General features: G+C 67.5%; 19 protein-coding genes. 10 read left to right on the top strand and 9 right to left on the bottom strand.

What is annotated here, in order from left to right; all coding sequences use genetic code 11:
• Nucleotides 1–14 precede the first annotated feature (14 nt).
• From OQ02_RS24595 to OQ02_RS24570, 6 genes are read right to left on the bottom strand one after another with little or no spacing between them, the layout of a single operon-like run.
• On the bottom strand, nucleotides 15–860 hold the full coding sequence (locus tag OQ02_RS24595; protein ID WP_156077281.1) for an endonuclease/exonuclease/phosphatase family protein: 846 nt from the start codon (nucleotides 858–860) through the stop codon (nucleotides 15–17).
• A gap of 8 nt (nucleotides 861–868) precedes the next feature.
• Nucleotides 869–1,567 (bottom strand): hypothetical protein, encoded by a 699-nt coding sequence (locus OQ02_RS24590; protein ID WP_033440895.1) that lies wholly within the window; start codon nucleotides 1,565–1,567, stop codon nucleotides 869–871.
• 7 nt (nucleotides 1,568–1,574) lie between these two features.
• Complete coding sequence (locus OQ02_RS24585) at nucleotides 1,575–2,921, bottom strand: formyltransferase family protein (protein WP_197043472.1); 1,347 nt, start codon at nucleotides 2,919–2,921, stop codon at nucleotides 1,575–1,577.
• Nucleotides 2,918–4,159, bottom strand: coding sequence for a DegT/DnrJ/EryC1/StrS family aminotransferase (locus tag OQ02_RS24580; RefSeq protein WP_033440893.1), 1,242 nt, complete (start codon nucleotides 4,157–4,159; stop codon nucleotides 2,918–2,920). The genes OQ02_RS24585 and OQ02_RS24580 overlap by 4 nt, the downstream gene beginning before the upstream one ends.
• Nucleotides 4,156–5,073, bottom strand: a complete 918-nt coding sequence (locus OQ02_RS24575) for a hypothetical protein (protein ID WP_156077280.1) — start codon at nucleotides 5,071–5,073, stop codon at nucleotides 4,156–4,158. The genes OQ02_RS24580 and OQ02_RS24575 overlap by 4 nt, the downstream gene beginning before the upstream one ends.
• Entirely contained in the window at nucleotides 5,061–7,244 is a 2,184-nt protein-coding gene (locus OQ02_RS24570) for a B12-binding domain-containing radical SAM protein (protein ID WP_156077279.1), read from the bottom strand. The genes OQ02_RS24575 and OQ02_RS24570 overlap by 13 nt, the downstream gene beginning before the upstream one ends.
• Nucleotides 7,245–7,454: 210 nt before the next feature.
• Here OQ02_RS24570 and OQ02_RS41265 point away from each other — a divergent pair, with 210 nt between their 5' ends.
• The 4 genes from OQ02_RS41265 (at nucleotide 7,455) to OQ02_RS24550 (ending at nucleotide 11,467) form a co-directional block, all read left to right on the top strand.
• On the top strand, nucleotides 7,455–8,309 hold the full coding sequence (locus OQ02_RS41265) for a hypothetical protein (protein ID WP_051772752.1): 855 nt from the start codon (nucleotides 7,455–7,457) through the stop codon (nucleotides 8,307–8,309).
• Nucleotides 8,306–9,406 carry an aldo/keto reductase gene (locus OQ02_RS24560; protein ID WP_081915918.1) on the top strand — a complete coding sequence of 367 codons (1,101 nt, stop codon included), beginning with the start codon at nucleotides 8,306–8,308 and terminating at the stop codon, nucleotides 9,404–9,406. The genes OQ02_RS41265 and OQ02_RS24560 overlap by 4 nt, the downstream gene beginning before the upstream one ends.
• Nucleotides 9,407–10,286: 880 nt before the next feature.
• Nucleotides 10,287–10,472: a hypothetical protein gene (locus OQ02_RS24555; RefSeq protein WP_033440891.1), complete on the top strand. Its 186-nt coding sequence runs from the start codon at nucleotides 10,287–10,289 to the stop codon at nucleotides 10,470–10,472.
• Between the two features lie 5 nt (nucleotides 10,473–10,477).
• The gene (locus OQ02_RS24550) at nucleotides 10,478–11,467 is read left to right on the top strand and encodes a hypothetical protein (protein WP_156077278.1); all 990 of its coding nucleotides are present in this window, start codon (nucleotides 10,478–10,480) and stop codon (nucleotides 11,465–11,467) included.
• Nucleotides 11,468–11,582: 115 nt separating this feature from the next.
• Here OQ02_RS24550 and OQ02_RS46755 read toward each other — a convergent pair whose 3' ends face one another.
• Nucleotides 11,583–11,927: a DUF1883 domain-containing protein gene (locus OQ02_RS46755; protein ID WP_081915931.1), complete on the bottom strand. Its 345-nt coding sequence runs from the start codon at nucleotides 11,925–11,927 to the stop codon at nucleotides 11,583–11,585.
• A 330-nt stretch (nucleotides 11,928–12,257) separates the two neighbouring features.
• Here OQ02_RS46755 and OQ02_RS40230 point away from each other — a divergent pair, with 330 nt between their 5' ends.
• Together OQ02_RS40230 and OQ02_RS24535 are read left to right on the top strand one after the other, a co-directional pair.
• A complete protein-coding gene (locus OQ02_RS40230; RefSeq protein WP_231500207.1) occupies nucleotides 12,258–12,812 on the top strand; it encodes an AAA family ATPase in 555 nt (184 codons plus the stop codon).
• 56 nt (nucleotides 12,813–12,868) lie between these two features.
• On the top strand, nucleotides 12,869–13,654 hold the full coding sequence (locus OQ02_RS24535) for an aminoglycoside phosphotransferase (RefSeq protein WP_051772772.1): 786 nt from the start codon (nucleotides 12,869–12,871) through the stop codon (nucleotides 13,652–13,654).
• 50 nt (nucleotides 13,655–13,704) lie between these two features.
• Here OQ02_RS24535 and OQ02_RS41260 read toward each other — a convergent pair whose 3' ends face one another.
• The gene (locus OQ02_RS41260) at nucleotides 13,705–14,718 is read right to left on the bottom strand and encodes a diguanylate cyclase (RefSeq protein ID WP_051772751.1); all 1,014 of its coding nucleotides are present in this window, start codon (nucleotides 14,716–14,718) and stop codon (nucleotides 13,705–13,707) included.
• A gap of 367 nt (nucleotides 14,719–15,085) precedes the next feature.
• Here OQ02_RS41260 and OQ02_RS41255 point away from each other — a divergent pair, with 367 nt between their 5' ends.
• The 4 genes from OQ02_RS41255 to OQ02_RS24510 are packed head-to-tail and all read left to right on the top strand — an operon-like array spanning nucleotide 15,086 to nucleotide 19,043.
• Entirely contained in the window at nucleotides 15,086–15,763 is a 678-nt protein-coding gene (locus tag OQ02_RS41255; protein ID WP_197043470.1) for a helix-turn-helix domain-containing protein, read from the top strand.
• A 59-nt stretch (nucleotides 15,764–15,822) separates the two neighbouring features.
• A complete protein-coding gene (locus tag OQ02_RS41250; RefSeq protein WP_156077277.1) occupies nucleotides 15,823–16,374 on the top strand; it encodes an ImmA/IrrE family metallo-endopeptidase in 552 nt (183 codons plus the stop codon).
• The gene (locus OQ02_RS24515; protein ID WP_033440888.1) at nucleotides 16,367–17,596 is read left to right on the top strand and encodes an MAB_1171c family putative transporter; all 1,230 of its coding nucleotides are present in this window, start codon (nucleotides 16,367–16,369) and stop codon (nucleotides 17,594–17,596) included. The genes OQ02_RS41250 and OQ02_RS24515 overlap by 8 nt, the downstream gene beginning before the upstream one ends.
• 52 nt (nucleotides 17,597–17,648) lie before the next feature.
• A complete protein-coding gene (locus OQ02_RS24510) occupies nucleotides 17,649–19,043 on the top strand; it encodes an NAD(P)/FAD-dependent oxidoreductase (RefSeq protein WP_033440887.1) in 1,395 nt (464 codons plus the stop codon).
• An 88-nt stretch (nucleotides 19,044–19,131) separates the two neighbouring features.
• On the opposite strand, the gene OQ02_RS24505 is transcribed toward OQ02_RS24510, so the two are convergent.
• Nucleotides 19,132–19,338: a hypothetical protein gene (locus tag OQ02_RS24505; protein ID WP_033440886.1), complete on the bottom strand. Its 207-nt coding sequence runs from the start codon at nucleotides 19,336–19,338 to the stop codon at nucleotides 19,132–19,134.
• Nucleotides 19,339–19,391: the final 53 nt, after the last annotated feature.

The raw sequence follows: 19,391 nt of genomic DNA, 5'->3' as shown, positions 1-19,391 counted from the left end.
ACGGCCGTCGGCCACTACGTGCGATGGCCGTTCGTCGCCGCGCCACCCGACCGCAGCCCGATGGTGGTGAGCAGGGCGGAGTGATCGCTGAGGTCGTCGCTTCGGGTGGTGTGGTCGTAGGCGCATGCGCGGATTTCGCCGGCTTGGGCGCTGACGAGGCTGTGGTCCAGACGTTGGCTGCCGAAGCGTGGATTGATCCAGCTGTGGTCGCCGCCCGAGGGGTTGAGTTCGCGGTAGGCGTCGTGGAGACCGAGGTCGAGCAGGCCGGTGTAGAAGGCGTAGTCGTGGTTTTCGAACGCCGGTAGGCGGGGGCGGTGGTCGGGTTCGACGACGTTGAGGTCGCCGGCGATGCACAGGGCGGGCCGGTTGATCCGGGAGAGGTAGTCCAGAAGACGCTGCTGGAACTCGCGGCGGCGGTGGCTGCTGTCGGGGGTCATGCCGTTGGTCGGCCCGTAGATGCCCAGGAGCCGCACGGTCGTGTCGTCGGTGGTCAGGTCGACGGCGTTGATGCGGGGATCGAACCCTGCCGGCTGGACCGGTGCGGCCTCGATGCCTCGGGTGGCTACGGCGGTGAAGTAGCGGGTGTCTTTCCAGCCTGGCGGGCAGGTGGTGGTGAATCCTTCCGCTTGGAGGCAGGCGAGGATGTGACGGCCTCCTTCGGAGGGTTGCATCTCGGTGAGCACGAGCGTGTTGCTCTTGGTGGCCAGTAGCCAGTTGACGATGCGTTGCGCGCGGCTGGGGTTGGGGCTGTTGACGTTCAGCGCGCAGACGCGCAGCTCGTCGAGCGGGCCGGCGTCGGTGGTCTCGTCAGCGGCGGAGGTGGCGCCGAACAGCATTCCCTGAAATGCGTCGTCGTTCACGGTCGTCTCTACCTTCGGTGGAGGGATGCGGATCGGCTTGACGGGTCGAGGTCCGCGATGAGGCGTTGGGTGCGGGCGATGGTGCTCGTGAGTTGGTCGGGGGTCAAGCGTTTGCCGGCGCGCTGTTCGGGAGATTCCTGGGCTGCGCCGTAGACCCAGAAGAAGCCGCCTGTGGCGGCGTCGAGGATCAGGAACCGCTGCTTGGCCGATGGGCCGCGGACGAGCAGGGAGATGGTGTCGGCCTCGGCGTGGACGGTGTGCACGCTGGTGTGGTGCAGGGCGTAGGTAGAGCTGGCCTGTTCGAGGCGTTCGTGGATGGGAAGCAGGCTGTTCGTGTCGGTGTCTTCGCCGAATTGGTCGTCGCGGCCGAAGATGCGGTGGACGTAGCCTCCTCGCAGGATGTGGCTGGCGAAGCTCCACCGGTGGTTGTGCGGCCGGTCGAAGAACCCCGCCCGGTAGAGGTGCAGCCGGAGCCGGATGTTGAGGTCGGCCGCGTCGTGAAGGACGAGTTTGTGCATGAAGTCGTATCCCTCGCACATCTCGGCCAGGTGGGGGTCGTCGGCGACGCCCGCTACGAGCTCGGCCAGCAGCGCGGGATCGGTCGTCAGTGCTTCGAACAGCGGTGTGCAACCACGAAGGATCGACGTGGTGTCATCCCAGTCGATCTTGGCGAGCAGCGTGAAGCTGGGGTGTGGTGGACTGGTCATGACCGGATCACCGTCCGCTGAGGGGGTCGTCGTGGGCGTAGGGCGAGGCGTCCAGTAGTCGCTTGAGGTGGGGATGCAGGCGATAGAACTGGGTGCCGGTGGCGGGTTGGGGGGTCAGGTCGGGCAGGCTGCCGGTGGTGGCGACGTGCGTGGCTCCGTCCAGCAGAAGGCGGAGTTGAGTGGTCTTGACCCTGGCCGCGAGTGTGCTTACAGGAGTGATCGGAACGGGCTGGGTCGCGACGATTTCCCCTGCGTCGACTGCGGGACGGGCTATGTGCAGGCTGCACACGATGGGTTGGTCGTGCAGGAGTGCCCAGCCGACGGCGTCCATGCCGCGATGGCTGGGCAGCGCACCGTTGTGGGCGTTGAGCACGCCCAACGTCGCGGCGTCGAGCACGCGGGCGGGAACCACCGGCATGCCGACCAGGAGAACGACGTCGGCGTCGGCGGCTCGAATCGCCGATTCGACCTGGTCCCAGGATTGGGCGGTGGTAGCCGGGACGCTGTCCGGCACGCTGGGTGCCGCTTCGAGGTCGGGTTCTGACGGCGGATACCACGCGTTGGCGTAGTTGGAGGAAACCGGCGGCTCGGTGAACGAGGGCGCGTACCAGCACACGGTCTCGATCGGCAGCCCAGCGGCGGTCGCTGCTGTGGCAAGACGTCCGGCGCTACGGGACCCGGAACCCGCCAGGACAACGATCCGCGCTTTGACTGGATGTTCGACGCGGACCGAGCGGAGTGCTTCGTCGGCGAACACGGTGTGCTCAGTGAGAAGGACGCGGTCTGCCAGGCGTCGTCGCAGCTGTTCGGTGGCCTCGTTCAGCAGACGCCCGAGGGCTGCAAGCTGACCGGTCAGGCCGGGTTCCTGCCAAGCGCTGCCAGCCCCGCCCATGCGGTGGCGCAGCCAGACCGCGCCGGTGAGTTTGCATGCCACGTTGAGGAAGCGCAGGTCGCCGCAGGCTCGGGATAGGGCGATCCAGTGGGCGGCGAGTGCCAGCCAGGCCGCGCCGAGGTCGGGTGACAGGGCGGCGACGTGGTCCTGGACCGGAGGTCGGAACAGCCGGCTGGTTTCGATCCGGTGCAGGAGAGCGGCGTCGTATCCGGTCGGCATATCGGGCTCGGCAACCGCCCCGGTCCGTGAGTTGGCAACGAGGTCGGCGGTGTCGGCGGCGTCGAGACGCCACACCGCGGCCGAGATCGCGTCGACGGCGCTGAGTTTCCGCGCCGACTCGGTACCCGGCAGGGCGAGGAGATCGTCGAGTGCGAAGTCGCCGTCGGTGTTCACCCGCACGGGGTGTCGCGTTGCGGGTTGCCTGTGCGCGCCGGCTTGTTCGGTGGTGGATGCGGCGGTCATCGGGCCACCGCAGTGGAGACCTTGGTGAGGACGTCGAGGTAGCCGTCCACGAGCGGAGCGTCGCCTGCGTATCCCCACAGCGGGATCTTGATGAAGGTGTCTGCGAATGCTGCCACACCCGGGAGTTCGGTGGCCGGTGGCGTGCGGGGTACCCATGGTGCGAACGGGTCGCGGCGGGCGAAAAGTGGCTCGGTGCTGATGTCGCGGGTCGAGCCGGGTGCGTCGACCTCGGTGGCGCCTTCGGCTTGGCACAGCGCCACGAACTCGTCGCGGGAGACCGAGGCATTCGCGGGGTTGAATCGCAGCCCGAGCACGTAGAGGCCGTGCTGCCCGTCCGTCTCGGGCACGATCGCGGGTGTGATCACCGGATTGTCGGCCAAGCCGCTGGCATACCTGGTGAGGATCGTGCGGCGCCGGGTCTCGATGTCTGGGGCGTGGTCGAGTTGGTGGACGCCGATCGCGGCGCCGAGGGTCGTGATTCGGTGTTTGAGACCCATACCGGTGAAGGCGTACGGGTAGTACTCGGCGCCGGGGTGGATTTCCTTCTGGCAGCGCTTGTTGTAGTGCCCGAACAGCAGCGCAAGCTCGCGGTAGCGGTCGTCGGCGGTGACCAGGACGCCGCCCTCACCGGTGGTGATGGCTTTCTGGTTGGTGGAGAACACCGCCATGTCGCCGAACGTGCCGACCCGCCGGCCGCGCCATGACGCGAAGTGCGCGTGGGAGCAGTCCTCCAGCAGCAGCAGGTTGTGGGTTCCGCAGAACTGGACGATCTCGTCCATCGGACACGGGTTGCCCCACATGTGCGTCAGGATGACCGCTCGGACGGCTGGCGTGAGCTTCTCGGCCAGGGTTGCTGCGGTGACGTTGCCGTAGCGGTCGGCGTCGGCGAAGCGGACTTCGATGCCGTCATGGGCGAACGGTGTGGCTGTGGCGAAGAACGTGTAGGCGGGTGCGATGACCGCGTCGCCGGGGCGTAGTCCGGCGATGCGACTCATGGCGTGGATGGCCGAGGTGCCCGAAGCGAACGACACGGCGTGCGGTGCGCCGACGAACCGGGCGAATGCGGCCTCGAACTCGCCGATCACCCCGGAGGCGTCACGGTCGGACAGCGATCGGTGCAGCTGTGCTCGGACGGCTTGCTCCAGCTCCGCGGTGACGGCGGGCCACTGGTAGTGCGGTCGTGGGATGTCGAGCGCTTTCGTCCCGCCGTGCGCGGCGAGCACGCTGGTCGTGGTCATCGTGGGACCTCCCCGTTCCTCGTCGCGCCCATCGTCGGTGCGGACTCACACGCTGCGCGGAGCTCGGCGATGATCACTGCGAGCCGCTCCGCGGTGACGGCGATGGGCTCGCCGGGGTCCAGGTGGGCGGTGTGCCAGCCGTGCCGGTCGGCGAACACCTGAAGATTGAGCGCGGTTCGGGATTGGTAGTCGACGAAGGTGGCGCGGCCGAGGTCATCGAGTTCGCCGTACCCGGCGTGCATCCCCAGCTCGGCGGGACGGAAGTCGCGACGGCGGTCGTAGACGGCGCCGACGTCGGCGCGTATCAGCAGGACCGCGTCGGGCATACGCACGCGCTTGTAGATCACGGCCAGGTCGGCCTCGGTGAAGCCCTGGAGCAACAGCTTGGCGAAGAACTTGTAGAGCCAGCCATCGACGATCACGTCGAACCCGGCATCGAGCAACGGTCCGACGACGGTCTCGGCGTGCGCGGTGAACCAGGCCGCCTGCAACGACACCCAGAACGCGTCGGAGAGATCCGGGGCGTCGCCGCTGTGCCACAGCATGGTGGACAGGTGCTCCATCAACGTGGCGGCGTAGGTCGAGGTCGTGGAGATCTGCCTACGGGGGACGAATACCAGTGCGCCCGAGCCGACTTCGGCGCGGAGGGGCGCCGGGGGCTGGGTGAGCCGGGCGACGGCGGTGTCGTAGCTGATGTCGGCGAGGTGGCGCGCCAGGGAGGTCTTGCCGACTCCGTCAGTCCCCTCCAACGCGATGAATCGGCCAGGCACGCTCGCGGCTCCTCCCGGTAGCGGCCGTGACCTGGGGAGGGCACGACCACCGATTGTGGTGACGACGGTTGGGCAGGGCAACACGCCGGCCTCGGCGTCACCCTTAACGGCGATCGTGGCCATGACGAAGGTCAGGTCCCGCATGGGTCGTTCACGTTGATGAGCTGCCATCCTTCGGCGGCACACCATCGGGTGAACTCGCGATCCAGTAGACGCCGGTTGGACGGCGGCAGGGTCGGCATGACCTGGTCGATCGCACGCGACAACGCCGCGGCCAGCTCGCCGCACGCCGTGTCCAACAGTGCGAGCACCTCGGTGTCCAGGCCAGGAGCAGGTGTGTCCAGACCGTAGTTGCCGAGAAGGTCGAGCGTCCCGGCGAGAACCCGGAACGAACCGTCTTTGAGCACGGCACGCGCGTCCCGGACGCGATGGCGAGGCGCGCCGTCCAGGATCTTCCCCAGGCTCTTGAGGGTGTAGTCGAGCGCGAAGTGGCGGTCCACCCACATCTGCGCGCGGCGGGAGCAGACACCGATCCGCCAGTCCGCGAACCGTGCCTCGACCCGCCCCATGGTGGGATCCGCGGGCCCGGCGAGTCCTCGGGCCTGCACCGCCCGGGTGTACGGGGCGCCGATCAGGCACTCCATCGAGACCAGCATGTACGAGATCTCGGTGTAGAACGGTCGTCCCGTCGCGTACTCGGCCACGAAGTCCGGGTCGGTAACGCCGTCGACGATCTGTTCGACCGTAAGCATGGGCAGCGGACGCAGGAGCAGATCGGTCCGGGCCTGGAAGGCGTGGGTCGCGACCAATTCGTCGGGGCTCATCAAGTGGTCGAACGTGATGTAGGTGAACCGCGTCGGCACTCCCAGGGCGGACAGGGTGCGGATGGCCAGGGCGTTCTGCTCAGTCGTGGTGTCCTTGGCGAACCGCTCAAGGACCGAGGTCACGCCCGATTCGACGCCGAACAGCATCCTGCGCAGACCGGCGCCGAGGAGGCTGCGCCACATCGACGCGCGCTCGACGTGCCAGGCCCGATCATGGTCCGGACGGACGACCTGGTCGATCCGGCATGACGACTCCCAGGTGAACCCGGCGTTGCTGATGGTGCTCGCGACGTGGAGCGCCCGGGCGACAGCGTCGTCCCCGCGTCCGATGAACTCCTCGTCGACCGCGTACAGCGTGCGCGAGATCGCCGGATGCCGCTCGGCGACCTTCCCCATCTCGGCGAGCATCCAGGGCAGCCCATCGGTGGTGCCACCCGACCAGGAGCCCTTGTGCCCACGAGGGCAGAAGGAGCAGCGACTGGTGCATCCCCGGGAGGTCTCCAGCTGGGCTACGCCGTTGGCCGCGAAGGTAGCGTCCAGCAGATCGAGCTCGGGCAAGAAGTCGCTCTGCACACGATTCGACACCACCGCGGTGTGCCGTGCCCGACGCTCGAGCGAAACAGGTCCGCGACGAGGCGCGCTGCGGTATCCGATACCGCGGATGCCCGTGAGCTCCCGGTCGCCGTGGAAATACGCCATCGAATCGGCGATCGTCGGTTCACCGGCTCCACGGGCGACGAGCAAGCGCGGGTACCGCTCCAGCAGCAACGCCTCGTTGCGCACGGTCAAACTGCCACCGGCGAGCACCAGCGGCGGAACACGCATGCGGTCCACTCGATCGAGCAGCGTGCTCATCAGGTCATGCTGGCCGAACGTCGCCGAGATGCCCACGATGTCCGGTTGGCGATCGTGGATCCAGTCGGTGATGTCATCCAGCGAAGCGCCCAGTTGCATGTCGATCAGCTGCACCTGACCCATCAAGGTCAGCCGCGCCGCCCGCGCCAGATCGGAAATCGCCAACGGGAAGCGTGGCAACGGAAACCACTCCGGGTGATACAGCGACGCCAGCAGAACGCGCGGACGCGCCAACCGGTCGGCCGCGTCGTCGGACAACTTGCCAACAGACAGCCAACGATCCGGCTCAGCGAGCTCCACTCGGCCAGACACCCACAGCGGCCACTCACGAGTGTCATGCGGCTGCCCCGACAGGTCAGCCACCACCCACCCGCCCAACACGGCCGAACGCTCGGCGAACAGCAGTCGGCGATCCAAAGCCCCCGTGAGACTGAACCGGCCTGGCACCGCGTCCGCCACCAACCGGCCGAGCCTGGGCAGGTCCGTCTCGGCGATCTCCGACAACGCGGCCTGCACGTGGTCCTCGACACCGTCCAACGATGTAGCACGAATCGCCTCGATGAGACGACCATGAAAAAGAGATGTCGTGTGCCGACCCAGGGGCGTTGACGTGCTGGTGCCTTGCAGCGCATGCATGCTGTGCTCCCCGCCAGGATGTGCCGTGGACGCCCAGCACACCGGCAGGAGGCCCTGTCCGGCAAGGACACCGGACATAGTCGGACTGTCCTACCGACCACAAACCTGTCAGCTGCGCCAATACACGTCCGACCCCGCCGAGGCGCGTACTGTCTCGGACAGTATGGGACACCTACCGGTCCGCCCAGGGATCACTGCCTCGCGATCACGATGACATCACCCAAAGACGATATAGATCCACTTGACGCGACGACGATCGCCGACTTCGCCAGATGCCTGCGTACAGTCCGCCTCCGCGCAGGTAACCCCTCCTACCGGACCCTCCAGCAGTGGGGCGAGCGCAACAAGATCCCCCTTCCTCGCAGCACCGTCCAAGACGCCCTCGCGGGTCGGCGCCTACCTCGCAAGGCACTCGTAATCGGCCTCGTCCGCGCCTTCGGCGTTCCCGCGAGCGATCGCCGCTGGGAAATCGCCTGGACCCGGCTCGCCGACAGAACGAGCAGCCCCACCACACCGCGCACGCAGCTCCAGCAGCGCCTCACCAGCGACTTCGCAGCTGCGGGCCTTCTCAGGGTCGGCGCTACCTACCTCAGCGAACTGGAATGGAAAGACCTATTCGCCGACGTCACCGAACTCGACGTCGTCGTGGCCTACGGTCAAACTTGGAGCAATCTGCACGCTCGCGAACTCGCCCAGGTCGCCGCCAGGCCCGACAGTTGCGTCCGCGTCGTCCTGGCCGACCCGGACGACGAACTCACCGTCGCCGTCCTGGCCGACCGGTTCGACACCACCCGCGATGAACTGCGTGCGCGCATCACCGCTACCCGCAACGCCTATGAGACCCTCCGACGGCCCGACGGAGCTCGGATCGAGGTGTACTACCGCCCGGGTGATCGTGTCTTCAGCTTCTACCGGTTCGACGACATCGCTGTGGTAGGCCTCTACAGTCACTCGCGCGCCCGCGGCGCCGCAGTGCCGGTCTTCGTCTGTGCACGGCCCGGCGAACTCTACGAGTTCGTCCAAGACGAACTCGCTGTCATCCTCGACCAGAGCAGGCCGGCATGACCTCACTCCACGCTGCCGACGACAGCAGCCGCCCGTCGATCCCGCTCCGCCGGCTCGGTGCCACCGGCATCACCGTTCCCGCCGTAGGAATCGGTTGCTGGGCCATCGGCGGCCCCGACGACAACCTCGGCATGCCGATGGGGTGGTCCACCGGGGCTGACGAAGGGCAATCCATCGCCGGACTGGAAACGGCCTGGCAGCACGGCGCACGCCTCTACGACACCGCCGACGTCTACGGCCACGGCAGGTCCGAACGGCTCCTCGGACGACTCGTCACCCAGGTCCCGCGCAACGAGATCGTGCTCGCGTCCAAGGTCGGCTACTTCGCGGGCACCGCGGAACACGGCTTCGAACCTCGCCACATGCGCCGACAACTCGAACAGTCCCTCGACAACCTGCAAACCGATCACCTCGACATCTACGCCTTCCACCACCCGGACTTCGGCGCTGACGATCGTTGGCTGCATCCCTCGGTCGACGCCATGCGCACCTTCCGCGAGCAAGGCCTCATCAAAGCCATCGGCATGCGCGGCCCGCATCGCTTCGCACTCGACCGCCTCACGACACCGCCTGACCAGCGCGGCGACAAGATCGCACGGTTCCGGGCACTGTTCGACAAGATCGAACCCGACGTGCTGGCGGTGCGAGACAACCTTCTGACACCGTCCAACCGGTCCGAAGGCGTGTTCTCGTTCGCCGACGAATACAACGTCGGCGTACTCATCAGCAAGCCACTCGGGCAAGGACTGCTCACCGGCACCTACTCCGCAGATGTTCAGCGCGCCTTCGGAGCCGGCGACCACAGGCTTCGAAAGCGTTGGTTCCGGCCCGACGCCGTCGCCACCATCAACGCAGGCCTCGACCGCCTACGGGCCATCGTCGGCCCGCGGACTGAGGACTTGATCCGCGTGGCCCTGTGGGCTTGCCTCGACCGGTCACCCAACGCAGCCGTGCTTGTCGGATTCACCAATGCGGAGCAAGTCGCAACGAACCTGGAAGCGCTGAGCTCACGCCCCCATCCAGCAGAGATCGCCGCCGCACGGAACATCATGGCCGAGGTACAGGCGAGCCTCGACGCCGCCGAAGAACCACCGTGACACCCCCTGCACGATTGCGTCCGCCAGATCGGCACGTTCGCAGAGTTCCTGGACTGGCTCGACCTGGGGCACGGCCACCGTGCCGCTCCGACGACCCGCGCCCGCTGACGGCCGCTCGGCCGTCTGGTCGTCGATCACTCTGAGGGCCTGCGGTACCCGGACGCGGTGGTCTCCCGCACGTGAGCAGAGGTCCGGCATCGCGCAGGTGTTGGAATGGACCGCAGCAGAAATGAAGCTCCGGCGGGTCGGGTCGTCCCTTTTTCGCGATGCCGTGCTCGAGTCCGTAAATGACGACGGCCCCCTGTTGGCGCAGGAGGCCGTCTGGAGAACCCTTGATGCCCGGGCTGAGCCACAGCGACAAACACCCAAGAGGTTCCGCCCCGTTGCATTCGGGGCCGTCTGTTCGACGCTGTGTACTGTAACCGCGGTCCGCAACCTCTACCCACCATCGATGTGACCTGGGTCACTTTGCCTGGTGGACGATTTTGGACGACAAGCCATCGGCCCTGATCAAGACGCCTCCGGTGAGCGGGAACACGGGTTCGCGCGGAGCCATCCGATAGTGTTGCCGGATCCGTTATCCGTCGTCTCTGCTCCGCAGGGACAGGCGGGAACGGCGCGGTCCGCGGGTGCTCGTCTTCGCGTGCCGCACATCCCGGTAGTCGCAGTTGGCGCTGCCGCTTCCGGGATCGCACTGCCGGAACTACCCCGTAGTCCCGGGCTGAGCCAGATAACCGGATCGCCGCCGACTTCGGTGTCGGCGGCGATCCGGTCATACCCGAGAAGAGATTCCCTCATGCAGGATTTCTGTTCCCCCGCCGACGGCTGCGTGCCCCGCACCGGGTGCCGGACTACGCGGACGGCTGTCGGCGGATTCGATGTGGTGCTTGTGCTGATCGCGGTGCTGTTCACCGGCTGGGCGCTGATCGGCGGGTTCGCGCCGATGACGGTGTTGCAGATGCTCGGTGGCGTGGCGATTGTGATCGCGGCCGCCGCCCGGATCGATCCGGGCACCGTAGGAAGGCGGTCCCGGCGGGCCGTCGAGGCGTTGGTCGGCCGAGCGTGAGGCCTTTGGCGCCGGCAGCGCACTCCAAGGGTGGACCCGACCTGCTGCACGCGTTTCACCAGCAGGTCGGCCGTGTCTTCTCCTTGAATCAAGCCATGCTGCCGCCAGAACTCATGCGGGCATTCGACCAGCGCGTGCTGCTGCCGTGGTCGACGTACGCGGCGCAGCTGTTCACCCTCGACAGCACCATCGACCAGCGCAGGCATGTGCGGGCCGGGTGGGATGCGGCCTGGCGGCATCTGCGCGACGTGGTCGATCAACGGGCCCCGTCGCAGACCGCGACGGAGAACCCGGCACCTCGGCAGGCCAGCACGCCGCGGACCGCCCCGGCCGAGCGAGCCGGGTCGCGGCCGGGGCGGTCGGAGTCCTCGGCTGCCTCGGCACCACGATCGAGCCCGCCGGCAGGGGTGCGACCGCGCCGGGCGAGCACGCTCCGGAGCTCTCCCCTCACCCTCGCGCCCGAGGAGGTGTGCGCGCGGACCGAGAGCGAGTTCATCGAGCTGTTGCGCAAAATCCAGGCACGGTCGGGCGCGAGTGTTCCGAGGTTGGCCGCCGAAGCGGGCGTCCCCCGCAGTCAGCTCTACTCCCTGCTGCGCCGCGGAAGGCTGCCGACCAAGCCGGAACAAGTCGTAGCCGTGATCAAAGCCGCCGGGCTGACAGAGGAACAGGTCGCGCAGGTGATGCACCTGTGGACCACCCTCAGGGCCTTGGGCTCGCCCGGACCCGCCCGCGACTACGCGATCCTGTACGAGGCCGACGAGGACCAGCCGGAGCGGCTTCACAGCCAGGCCGACATCGTCCGGATGATCTCCCTCGCAGCGGGTGCCGAGCCGGTTCCGTGGATCACGCACTCCGATGAGCAATTGGATCGTGAGCGGGTGCGCTGGCTGCTCCGGTCCTCGGTCCGTGCCAGGGCAAAAACACTGGCCGCCAACGCGGATCGGTTGCTCCCCGAGTCTCACGCCTGGCTGTCAGCGTCGGAGCCTGAGGTGTAGCACCGGCCGGACGACGTGCTGCCTCGCGCCGGATTCACCGGGGCGAGGCAGCACAAAGCGGCTCAGCGTGGAATTCGGCGCAGATGAAGACTTCGCCGCCTGCCAGCTCTCATGATCAGTCGAATTCCTCGAAGTCCACGGTGATGTCGTCGTTGTAGCTGTCGACCACGAGGTACCAACGGGTGCCGTTCGGCACCTCCAGCGTCAGCGGCGTGTAGTCGTAGAAGCCGCCGTAGTACCGGTACTTCTTTCCGCGCTCGTAGGCAGAGAAGTTCCCGCTGTCCACCAGGAAGACGTTCGCGGCCGAGCCGGCCAACTGTACCTCGAAGCACGTGCCGACCGCGCAGGTTCCAGGTCCCAGAAGAGGTACTTCACAAGCTGACGTACTACACGTGATCGCATGCCGGTGGGGAACGTGCGGATTTCGCTTCTCGCCGAGATACTGTAAGTAGAGCACCATGTCGATGACATTGACCGTGCCGAACCCAGTAAATTGAGTGAAGATCCGTGTCACACGGTGTGCTGACCATGTGCGACTTGGCGTGGAACTGCACGCCTAAGGGAAGTGCGTCCCGACCGAATACTGATCAAGGACCCAGCCGATGCTTGCCCGCCGCGCGTACATACCCGACGACCTACTTGGGGCGCCTGAGTCGAGACCGTGGCCGCTGACCGTGCCGTGCGTGGCGCAGCTGGTCGAGGACGGCATGGTCTTCGAGCGGTCGGTCACCTTCCTGGTGGGGGAGAACGGGTCGGGGAAGTCGACCCTGGTCGAGGCGTTCGCCGAGGCGTGGGGGCTGGACGCGCGCGGTGGGCGGGCGGGTCCAAGTACGTCAACGACCGGCCGAGAACGGTGCTGGGTGACCTGCTCCGCTGGGAGACCACGGCCGCGGGCGCCCGGCAGAAGAGCGGGCCGCGGACCAAGCGCCGGGGATACTTCCTGCGGGCCGAGACGGCGTTCGGGTTCATGGACGCCGTCAGCGGGATGCGCGGCTACTGGGACGAGGACACCAGCGAGATGAGCCACGGCGAGGGTTTCCTCACCGTGCTGTCGACCATGTTCCGTGAACCCGGCTTCTACCTCATGGACGAGCCCGAGGCGGCGCTGTCGTTCACGTCCTGCCTACGGCTGGTCAACCTCCTGCACGACCTCGGTGAATCGGGTGCGCAGGTGATCTGCGCTACGCACTCGCCGGTCCTGGCCGCCACGCCGGGCGCCGACATCATCGAAGTGGGCGAGCACGGGTTCCGGCGGACGAAGTGGGAAGACCTCGCGCTGGTCGACCACTGGCGCCGGTACATGAACAACCCGGCCGCCTACCTGCGGTACGTCACCGAAGAGTGAAAGGGGCCGACGTGCCGGTCGACACCAGCGAAGCCGACGCCCGGTTCCGGCAGTGGATGCGCGACAACCTCGACCGCGCTGCCGAATACTTCGGTGTGGTCGTCACCGGGGACCCGCTGCTCGGCTGGCTCGACCGGTCGATCAGCACCCCCGTCCGCAAGGGGGACACCGAGTACTGGCTGCGCGTCGTGTCCGAGGACAAGCAGTGGATCGCCGGAGACTTCTGGACGGGCAACCTCGACGCGAACGTCCTCGCCGACCTCGCCAAACCGCGCGTCCTGGACGTGGTCGAGTGGGAGGAATGGCGACAGCAACGCGCCGAACTCATGACCCGCATGCCTGGCCAACCTTGCTCATCCACCGACGCACTGCGCACCGCGGTCGAACTGCCCGACGAGTGGTGGGCCGAGCTGCGCCGCACCACCGACACTGTCGCGGCGACACCGACCGCGCGCGTCAACAGCAGCCAGGACAAGATCACCGATCGGATCGTGCAACGCTTCGGCGACGCCGTCGACCCCACCGTGCCCGAATGGGAGACCGTCCACGGCGATGTCCACTGGGCGAACCTGCTGCGTCCACGGTTCGGCCTGCTCGACTGGGAATGGTGGGGACGCGGACCCGCGGGCACCGACGCGGCGACCCTGCTGTGCTACAGCCTCCTGACGCCCACGATCGCGCAGCGAGTACACGACGTTTACGCCGACATCCTCGACACGGACGCGGGTCGGTTCGCGCAGCTCTACACCATCGCCCGGCTGTCGCGTCGCATCGGCGGCGGAGAGTTCGCCGACCTCGCCGAACCGCTCGAAAGACACGCGCGAACGCTGCTGGGCGTCTGAGGGTCGACGGGCACCGACATCGCGCCATCCACGCCGAGCAATGGCACTGATCATCCCGCCGCTCGCAGGGGTGTTCCCGGACGGCGGTGCGTCTCGCAGGCCTGTTGCGGAACTGGCGACGGGCCGGTTTCGGCGGCGAGCCGGTGGACTGCGGGGGCGAGTGCTGACAGCAGTGTCGCGGCCCGCGGGGTGAGTTCGTAGACGGTGGACTTCGGGAATCGGGCGGGTTCCTCGTGTCGGGTGACGAGGTTCTTGTCTTCCATGCGGCGGAGGGTTCTGCCGAGGATGCTGTCGTGCAGCCAGCGGTCGGAGTCTGGTTGTCCGAGGGTGGTGTCGTGGATGGTGGAGAGGATTTCGGTGAAGTGTCGGGGGCCGTCGGCGAGTGCGGCGAGGATGGCCGGTACCCATTCGCCTTTGAGCAAGTGGATCACTTCGTACAGGCCCTGCCAGTAGGACGGCTCCTGCGCTGCTACGACCGCTGCGGATGACGGTTGTCCGTCCGGGGCGTCGGCTTGCGGCGGCGTGGTGGGGGTGAGACGGAACGTGTCGTGGTGGTCGGGATCAACGGGCTGGCCCGCTGTCCGGATGGTGGCGCGGCCGGCGCGTTTGGCGTCCCGTAGGGCGGTGTCGGCGTCGAGCAGCAGGGTCTCCGGGTTGTCGCTGCTCGGCTGGTCGACGGCGATGCCGATGGACGCGGTCAGGTTGTGGAGGGCGGCCGTCGTGCCGGGAGCGGTCTTGGCATCGAGGCGGATGGCCGAGACGCCTGTGCTGATCCGTCGCGCGACGGCGAGGGCTTGGTCGATGTCGGCGCCGGGGAGCAGGACGATGAACTCGTCGCCGCCGAATCGCCCGACGAGGTCGGCTTCCCTGACGGCGGTTCGCAGCACGTGTGCGGTCGCGCGTAGGACGGCGTCGCCGGCTGGGTGGCCGATGTCGTCGTTGATGTGCTTGAAGTGGTCGAGGTCCACGATGAGCAGGGCGGCCGACTGGTGGTGGCGCCGGGCGTGATCCATGACGTGCGGGGCGTGGAGGTCCCAGCCCCAGCGGTCCAGGAGGCCGGTCAACCGGTCCTTTGCCCAGCTTCCCTCGGGCTGTCCGCAGGTTCCACACCGTCGAGGCGGTGGTGGAGAGGGCCATGAGGTGGCCGGTGTCGGTGCTGTCGTCATCGCGATGCCCCCGAACTGCTTGTACTCGAACGCTGAAGTCGCTGTATCACTCTTCAGGGCGGTTGAAGGCGAGTACCGGCGACTCTAGGCTGGTAGGAGCAGTTCATCAACCGGTATGAACCCGATCGGGCGAACTGCTTCAATCCGGTACAAGCACCGGATGGAGGTAGGCGTTATGAACGACACGGCATGGCCGTCGTTCGCTGCGGTCCTGGACCGCCTGTGCGCGATGCCGCGGTCCGCCACGAGCCGCCCGTACTCGAACGTGGAGCTCGGTCAGGCCATCGGCGTCACCCACAGTTACGTCGCACAGTTGCGCAAAGGGCTGCGCGAGCCCACGTTGGCAACGGTCCTGGCCGTGGCCGAGGCGTTGGACGTGCATCCCGCGTTCTTCGTCGGAGGCCGGCGGGGCCGGACGGCGGATCTGCCGGGGCGGCCGTTCGCGGTCAAGCTGAACCGCCTGTTCTCCCTGGTGCACCCACCGGGTCAGGGTGAGATGACGCCTGAAGCCGTCGCCGCGACGGTGCGCCAGCGTGGGGAGGAGTCGGGCGACACAGGCTGGACGATCGCGCCTAACACCATCCGCGACCTGCGCAGCGGCAAGAACTCCAACCCCAAGCTCAAGCACGTGGTGGCGCTCGCGATGGCCTTCGGCGCGGAGCCCGCGTACTTCTTCGACGAGGAGCTGGCCGCGCAGGTCGAGGAGCAGTTGGAGACCCATCGGGTGATGGACAGCCTGGGGGTCAACGAGGTCATTCTGAGGGCCACCGCGACATCGCCGTCGCCGGAGGTACGCACCAAGGCGTTGCTGGCGTTGGTCCGCGCGTTGCGGCCCGAGGTCGAGCACGAGGAAGTGCGGCGCCTCCTGGAACGGCCCGACCATGAGCCACCGGTTCTCGACGACGCCGGACCCGAGGTGATCGATGATGAAGCGGCCGACTGATGCCCGTGTACGCGCTGTGGCGCCGCACGAGGACACCCGGAGGTGGCGGTGGTGACGCGATGAAAACGCGGCAACTGCGGGCCTTGCGCGACGAGCTGATCAGCGACATGGATCTCGCACCGTCGGCGACGACCGAGACGGTGTGCGTCCGGTTGTGCGAGGTCATGGCGCAACGGATGCAGCGGGAGATCCGGCTGCGCTTCGACGACCTCGGGGCCGGGCTCAGCGGTCTGTGGGCCGTCACCGACGACGACGTCCACGTCATCGTCGTGACCACCGCCCGCAGCTGGGTGCACCGACTGCTGATCCTGCTGCACGAGATCGGCCACATGCTCTGCGGCCATCGGCCGATGCAACTCGACGCCGACGAAGCCCGCGCCCTGTTCTACCCGAACCTGTCCCCGACCATGCTGCGCATGATCGCCGGCCGCACCACCCTGTCCCGTGCGGAGGAACGCGAGGCCGACCAGGTCGCCGGCGCGCTCACCCAAGGCTTGATCGACTGGACTCGCCGGCAGGACGCCCGACCGTTCGAACCCGGCCGCGACGATCCGGCCGTCCGCGCCTGGTACACCCTGGGCTACACGCCACCGCGAGGCCACAGTGGCTGACCTGATCTTCCTTCCTGCGGCGGTCGGGATCGCACTACTGGGCCTGTACAAGTACCGTGCCCTGCGCCACGCCCCTGCCGAACGCAAGGCCACGATCCGCACGGTGTGCCTGTCCTGCGTGTTCGCCGCGCCGTCGGTACTGCTTGGCGCTCCCACCGTCGGCATCGCCCTGGACCGGGTGACCGGCGTCAACAGCCTGTCCGTGCTCCTGGGCTTCGCCTTCGCGCTGGGGTTCGTGTGCTCGATCCAGGTCATGCTCGTCTACTGGTCGCACCCGCCCGCGCGAGCGTGGCGGACTTCGCGATGGCTCGTGCTGACCTACAGCGCGGTCGTGGCCGCGATCGTCATCTTGTTCGCCCTCGGACAGCGCCCCGAGGAACACCATCACGACTTCGCTGCCGCCTACGCCACCGCGCCGTACCTCGCGCCGCTGCTGATCCTGCATTTCCTGGCCTACGTGGTCGGCCTGGCCAACGTGGTCCGCCTGTGCTGGCGGTGGTCCCTCGACCCCCGCACCGGCGATCGTTCCTGGCTGCGTCGCGGACTGCGCATCACCGCGATCGGCATCCTGTTCCCGGTCGCCTACGGCAGCATCACCCTCGTCGCCGTCATCGGCAGCTGGTTCGGTGCAGAACTGGACGTCTGGAGCAGTCAGGTCGCGCCCGCGGTCGCGATTCTCGGCGTGCCGTTCGTGATCGTCGGCAACTGCATCGCCGCCTGGGGGCCGGGCCTGACATTGATGTGGGACCGGATCACCCACTTCACCAGCGATCTCCGCGACTACCGCAGGCTGGCGGTGCTGTGGCGGGCGCTGCGCTGCGTCGAGCCGGAGATGGTGCACGACCCCTCGTCGCTGGCCAACCGGATAAGCCCGCGTTCCCGTCTGTTCTGGCGCGTCATCGAGATCAATGACTGGCTGCACCAGCTACCTGCCTACCGTGATCCCGAAGTGGCGACAGCCGCCCGCGCGCACGCGAACCAGGCACGGTTGGGTGAACAGGAAACCCTTGCGTTGGTGGAAGCCGCGCAGCTCAAGGCCGCACTGCGAGCCCGAGCCCAGGGCAGCAGGACGAAGGTCACCGTCGGTGCCGACCATCTCGACACAGCGGCCGACGCGGGTCTCGCCTTCGCCGGTGAACGCCAACGACTGATCCTCATCGCCCGAGCCTTCGACAATCCCTTGAGCAACGTGGTTCTCGACGACACCGGTCGCACCGGCTAACCCCACCGATCGTGCCGCCGGCGTGCGGTCACCCTCCGGAAAGGACACTTCTTTGCCCACCGGACATCGCACACGAGCTGTCGTCCTGGGCGGTGGACTGGCCGGCACGCTCGCCGCCTCCGTGCTGGCCCGTCACACCGACTCGGTCACCATCGTCGAGCGCGACCGTCTGCCCGATGGCCCCACTGACCGCAAGGGCACACCTCAGGCGCGGCACACCCATGTCCTGGTCTCCGGCGGTGCCCGCGCGCTCGATCAACTCTTGCCCGGCACCACCCAGGCGTTACTCGACCGCGGCGCCCAGTACATCGGCACGCCGAACCGACTGCTCGTCCTGATGTCGCGGGGTTGGTTGGGACGCTTCGAGGAGATGCAGTTCGTCATCGGTTGCAGTCGTCCGTTGTTGGACTGGGTGATCCGTCGCCGTGTGCTCGCCGAGCACCGCATCACCGTCCGGCAGGCCACCGACGCCGTCGGACTGCTCGGTGACGGCCATCGCGTCGCTGGGGTCCAGGTCCGTGACCGGCAGACCGGCCGAACCAGCCACATCGAAGCCGACTTCGTCGTCGACGCAACAGGCCAGGGCTCCGACGCCGGCACCTGGCTCACTGACCTGGGCCTGCCCGCACCTGCCGAACAACACATCGACCCGCAGGTCTTCTACAGCAGCCGCATCTACCAGGCACCGCCCACGGCCGGAGACGACTTCCCCGAAATCAACATCATGTCCGATCCGACCCGCACCGACTACGTCAAAGCCGGAGTGCTGGTCCCCATCGAGAACAGACAGTGGATCGTCACCCTCGTCGGTACCCGCGACCACCAACCTCCCACCGACGAAACAGGCTTCGCCGGCTATGCCCGAAGCCTGCGCCACCCCGTCATCGCGGATCTCATCGACACCGCAACACCTCTCACCCCGCCCCGCGGCTTCCGCATCCCAGGCAATCGACGCCGCCACTTCGACCTCGCCACCTGGCCCCAGGGTTTTGTTGTCCTCGGCGACGCCGCCTGCACCTTCAACCCCATCTACGGCCACGGCATGGCCATCGCCGCCCGGAGCGCCCTCGCGCTCGACACTGGCCTACGCCGTCACGGGCCGCACGATGACACCGGCCGCATCCAACGCGACATCGTCCACACCGCCGACGTCGCATGGGATATGGCCACCCGCCAAGACCTCCGCTACCCCACCACCGTCGGTCCCAGTCCCGGCGCACTGGCCCGTCTGCAACAACGCTTCCTTGACCGACTCGCCTGGGCTGCCACCGGCAGCCGCGCCGTCGCTGCGGCGCAACTTGACGTCTACACCCTCTCCGAACCGCCCAGCCGACTACTCGCACCGTCCGTCATCCTGGGCATCCTCCTCGGACCACGCCAACCAGCCCGCACCGAACCACCCCTCACCCCCGACGAACAACCCGCTCTACCGACTCCCAGCGACTGAGGGAGCAGCTCAGCGGGCCGTGACTCTTGCAGCCACGGTGCGTGATCGTGGCAGAGGTGGTCTCGTCGACACAGGCAACACCGACGATTCAGGATGCACCCCACGGGTAGGACTCGCTGTGGCGATCGAACGCCTTGTTCAGGTCCGCGTCCGAGGCACCGTCATCGATCAACACCGAGCAGACGTCCGCGATCCCAGCCACATCCAGCACCGAGAACATGGCGTGGGCGACGGTGGCGTAGACGTGGTTCGGTAGATCAGCGGGCAGCTTGAACCGCAGTTCGCGGTGATCCATGTGTCCCAAGCTTGGCCGTTGGCCAACGGCCAAGCAATCCCCTGAAGGACTTC

The sequence above is a fragment of the Saccharothrix sp. NRRL B-16314 genome (assembly GCF_000716595.1).
GTDB lineage: Bacteria > Actinomycetota > Actinomycetes > Mycobacteriales > Pseudonocardiaceae > Actinosynnema.
The sequence above is the reverse complement of the archived record's forward strand: the minus strand, read 5'-3'. Positions and strand labels throughout refer to the sequence as shown.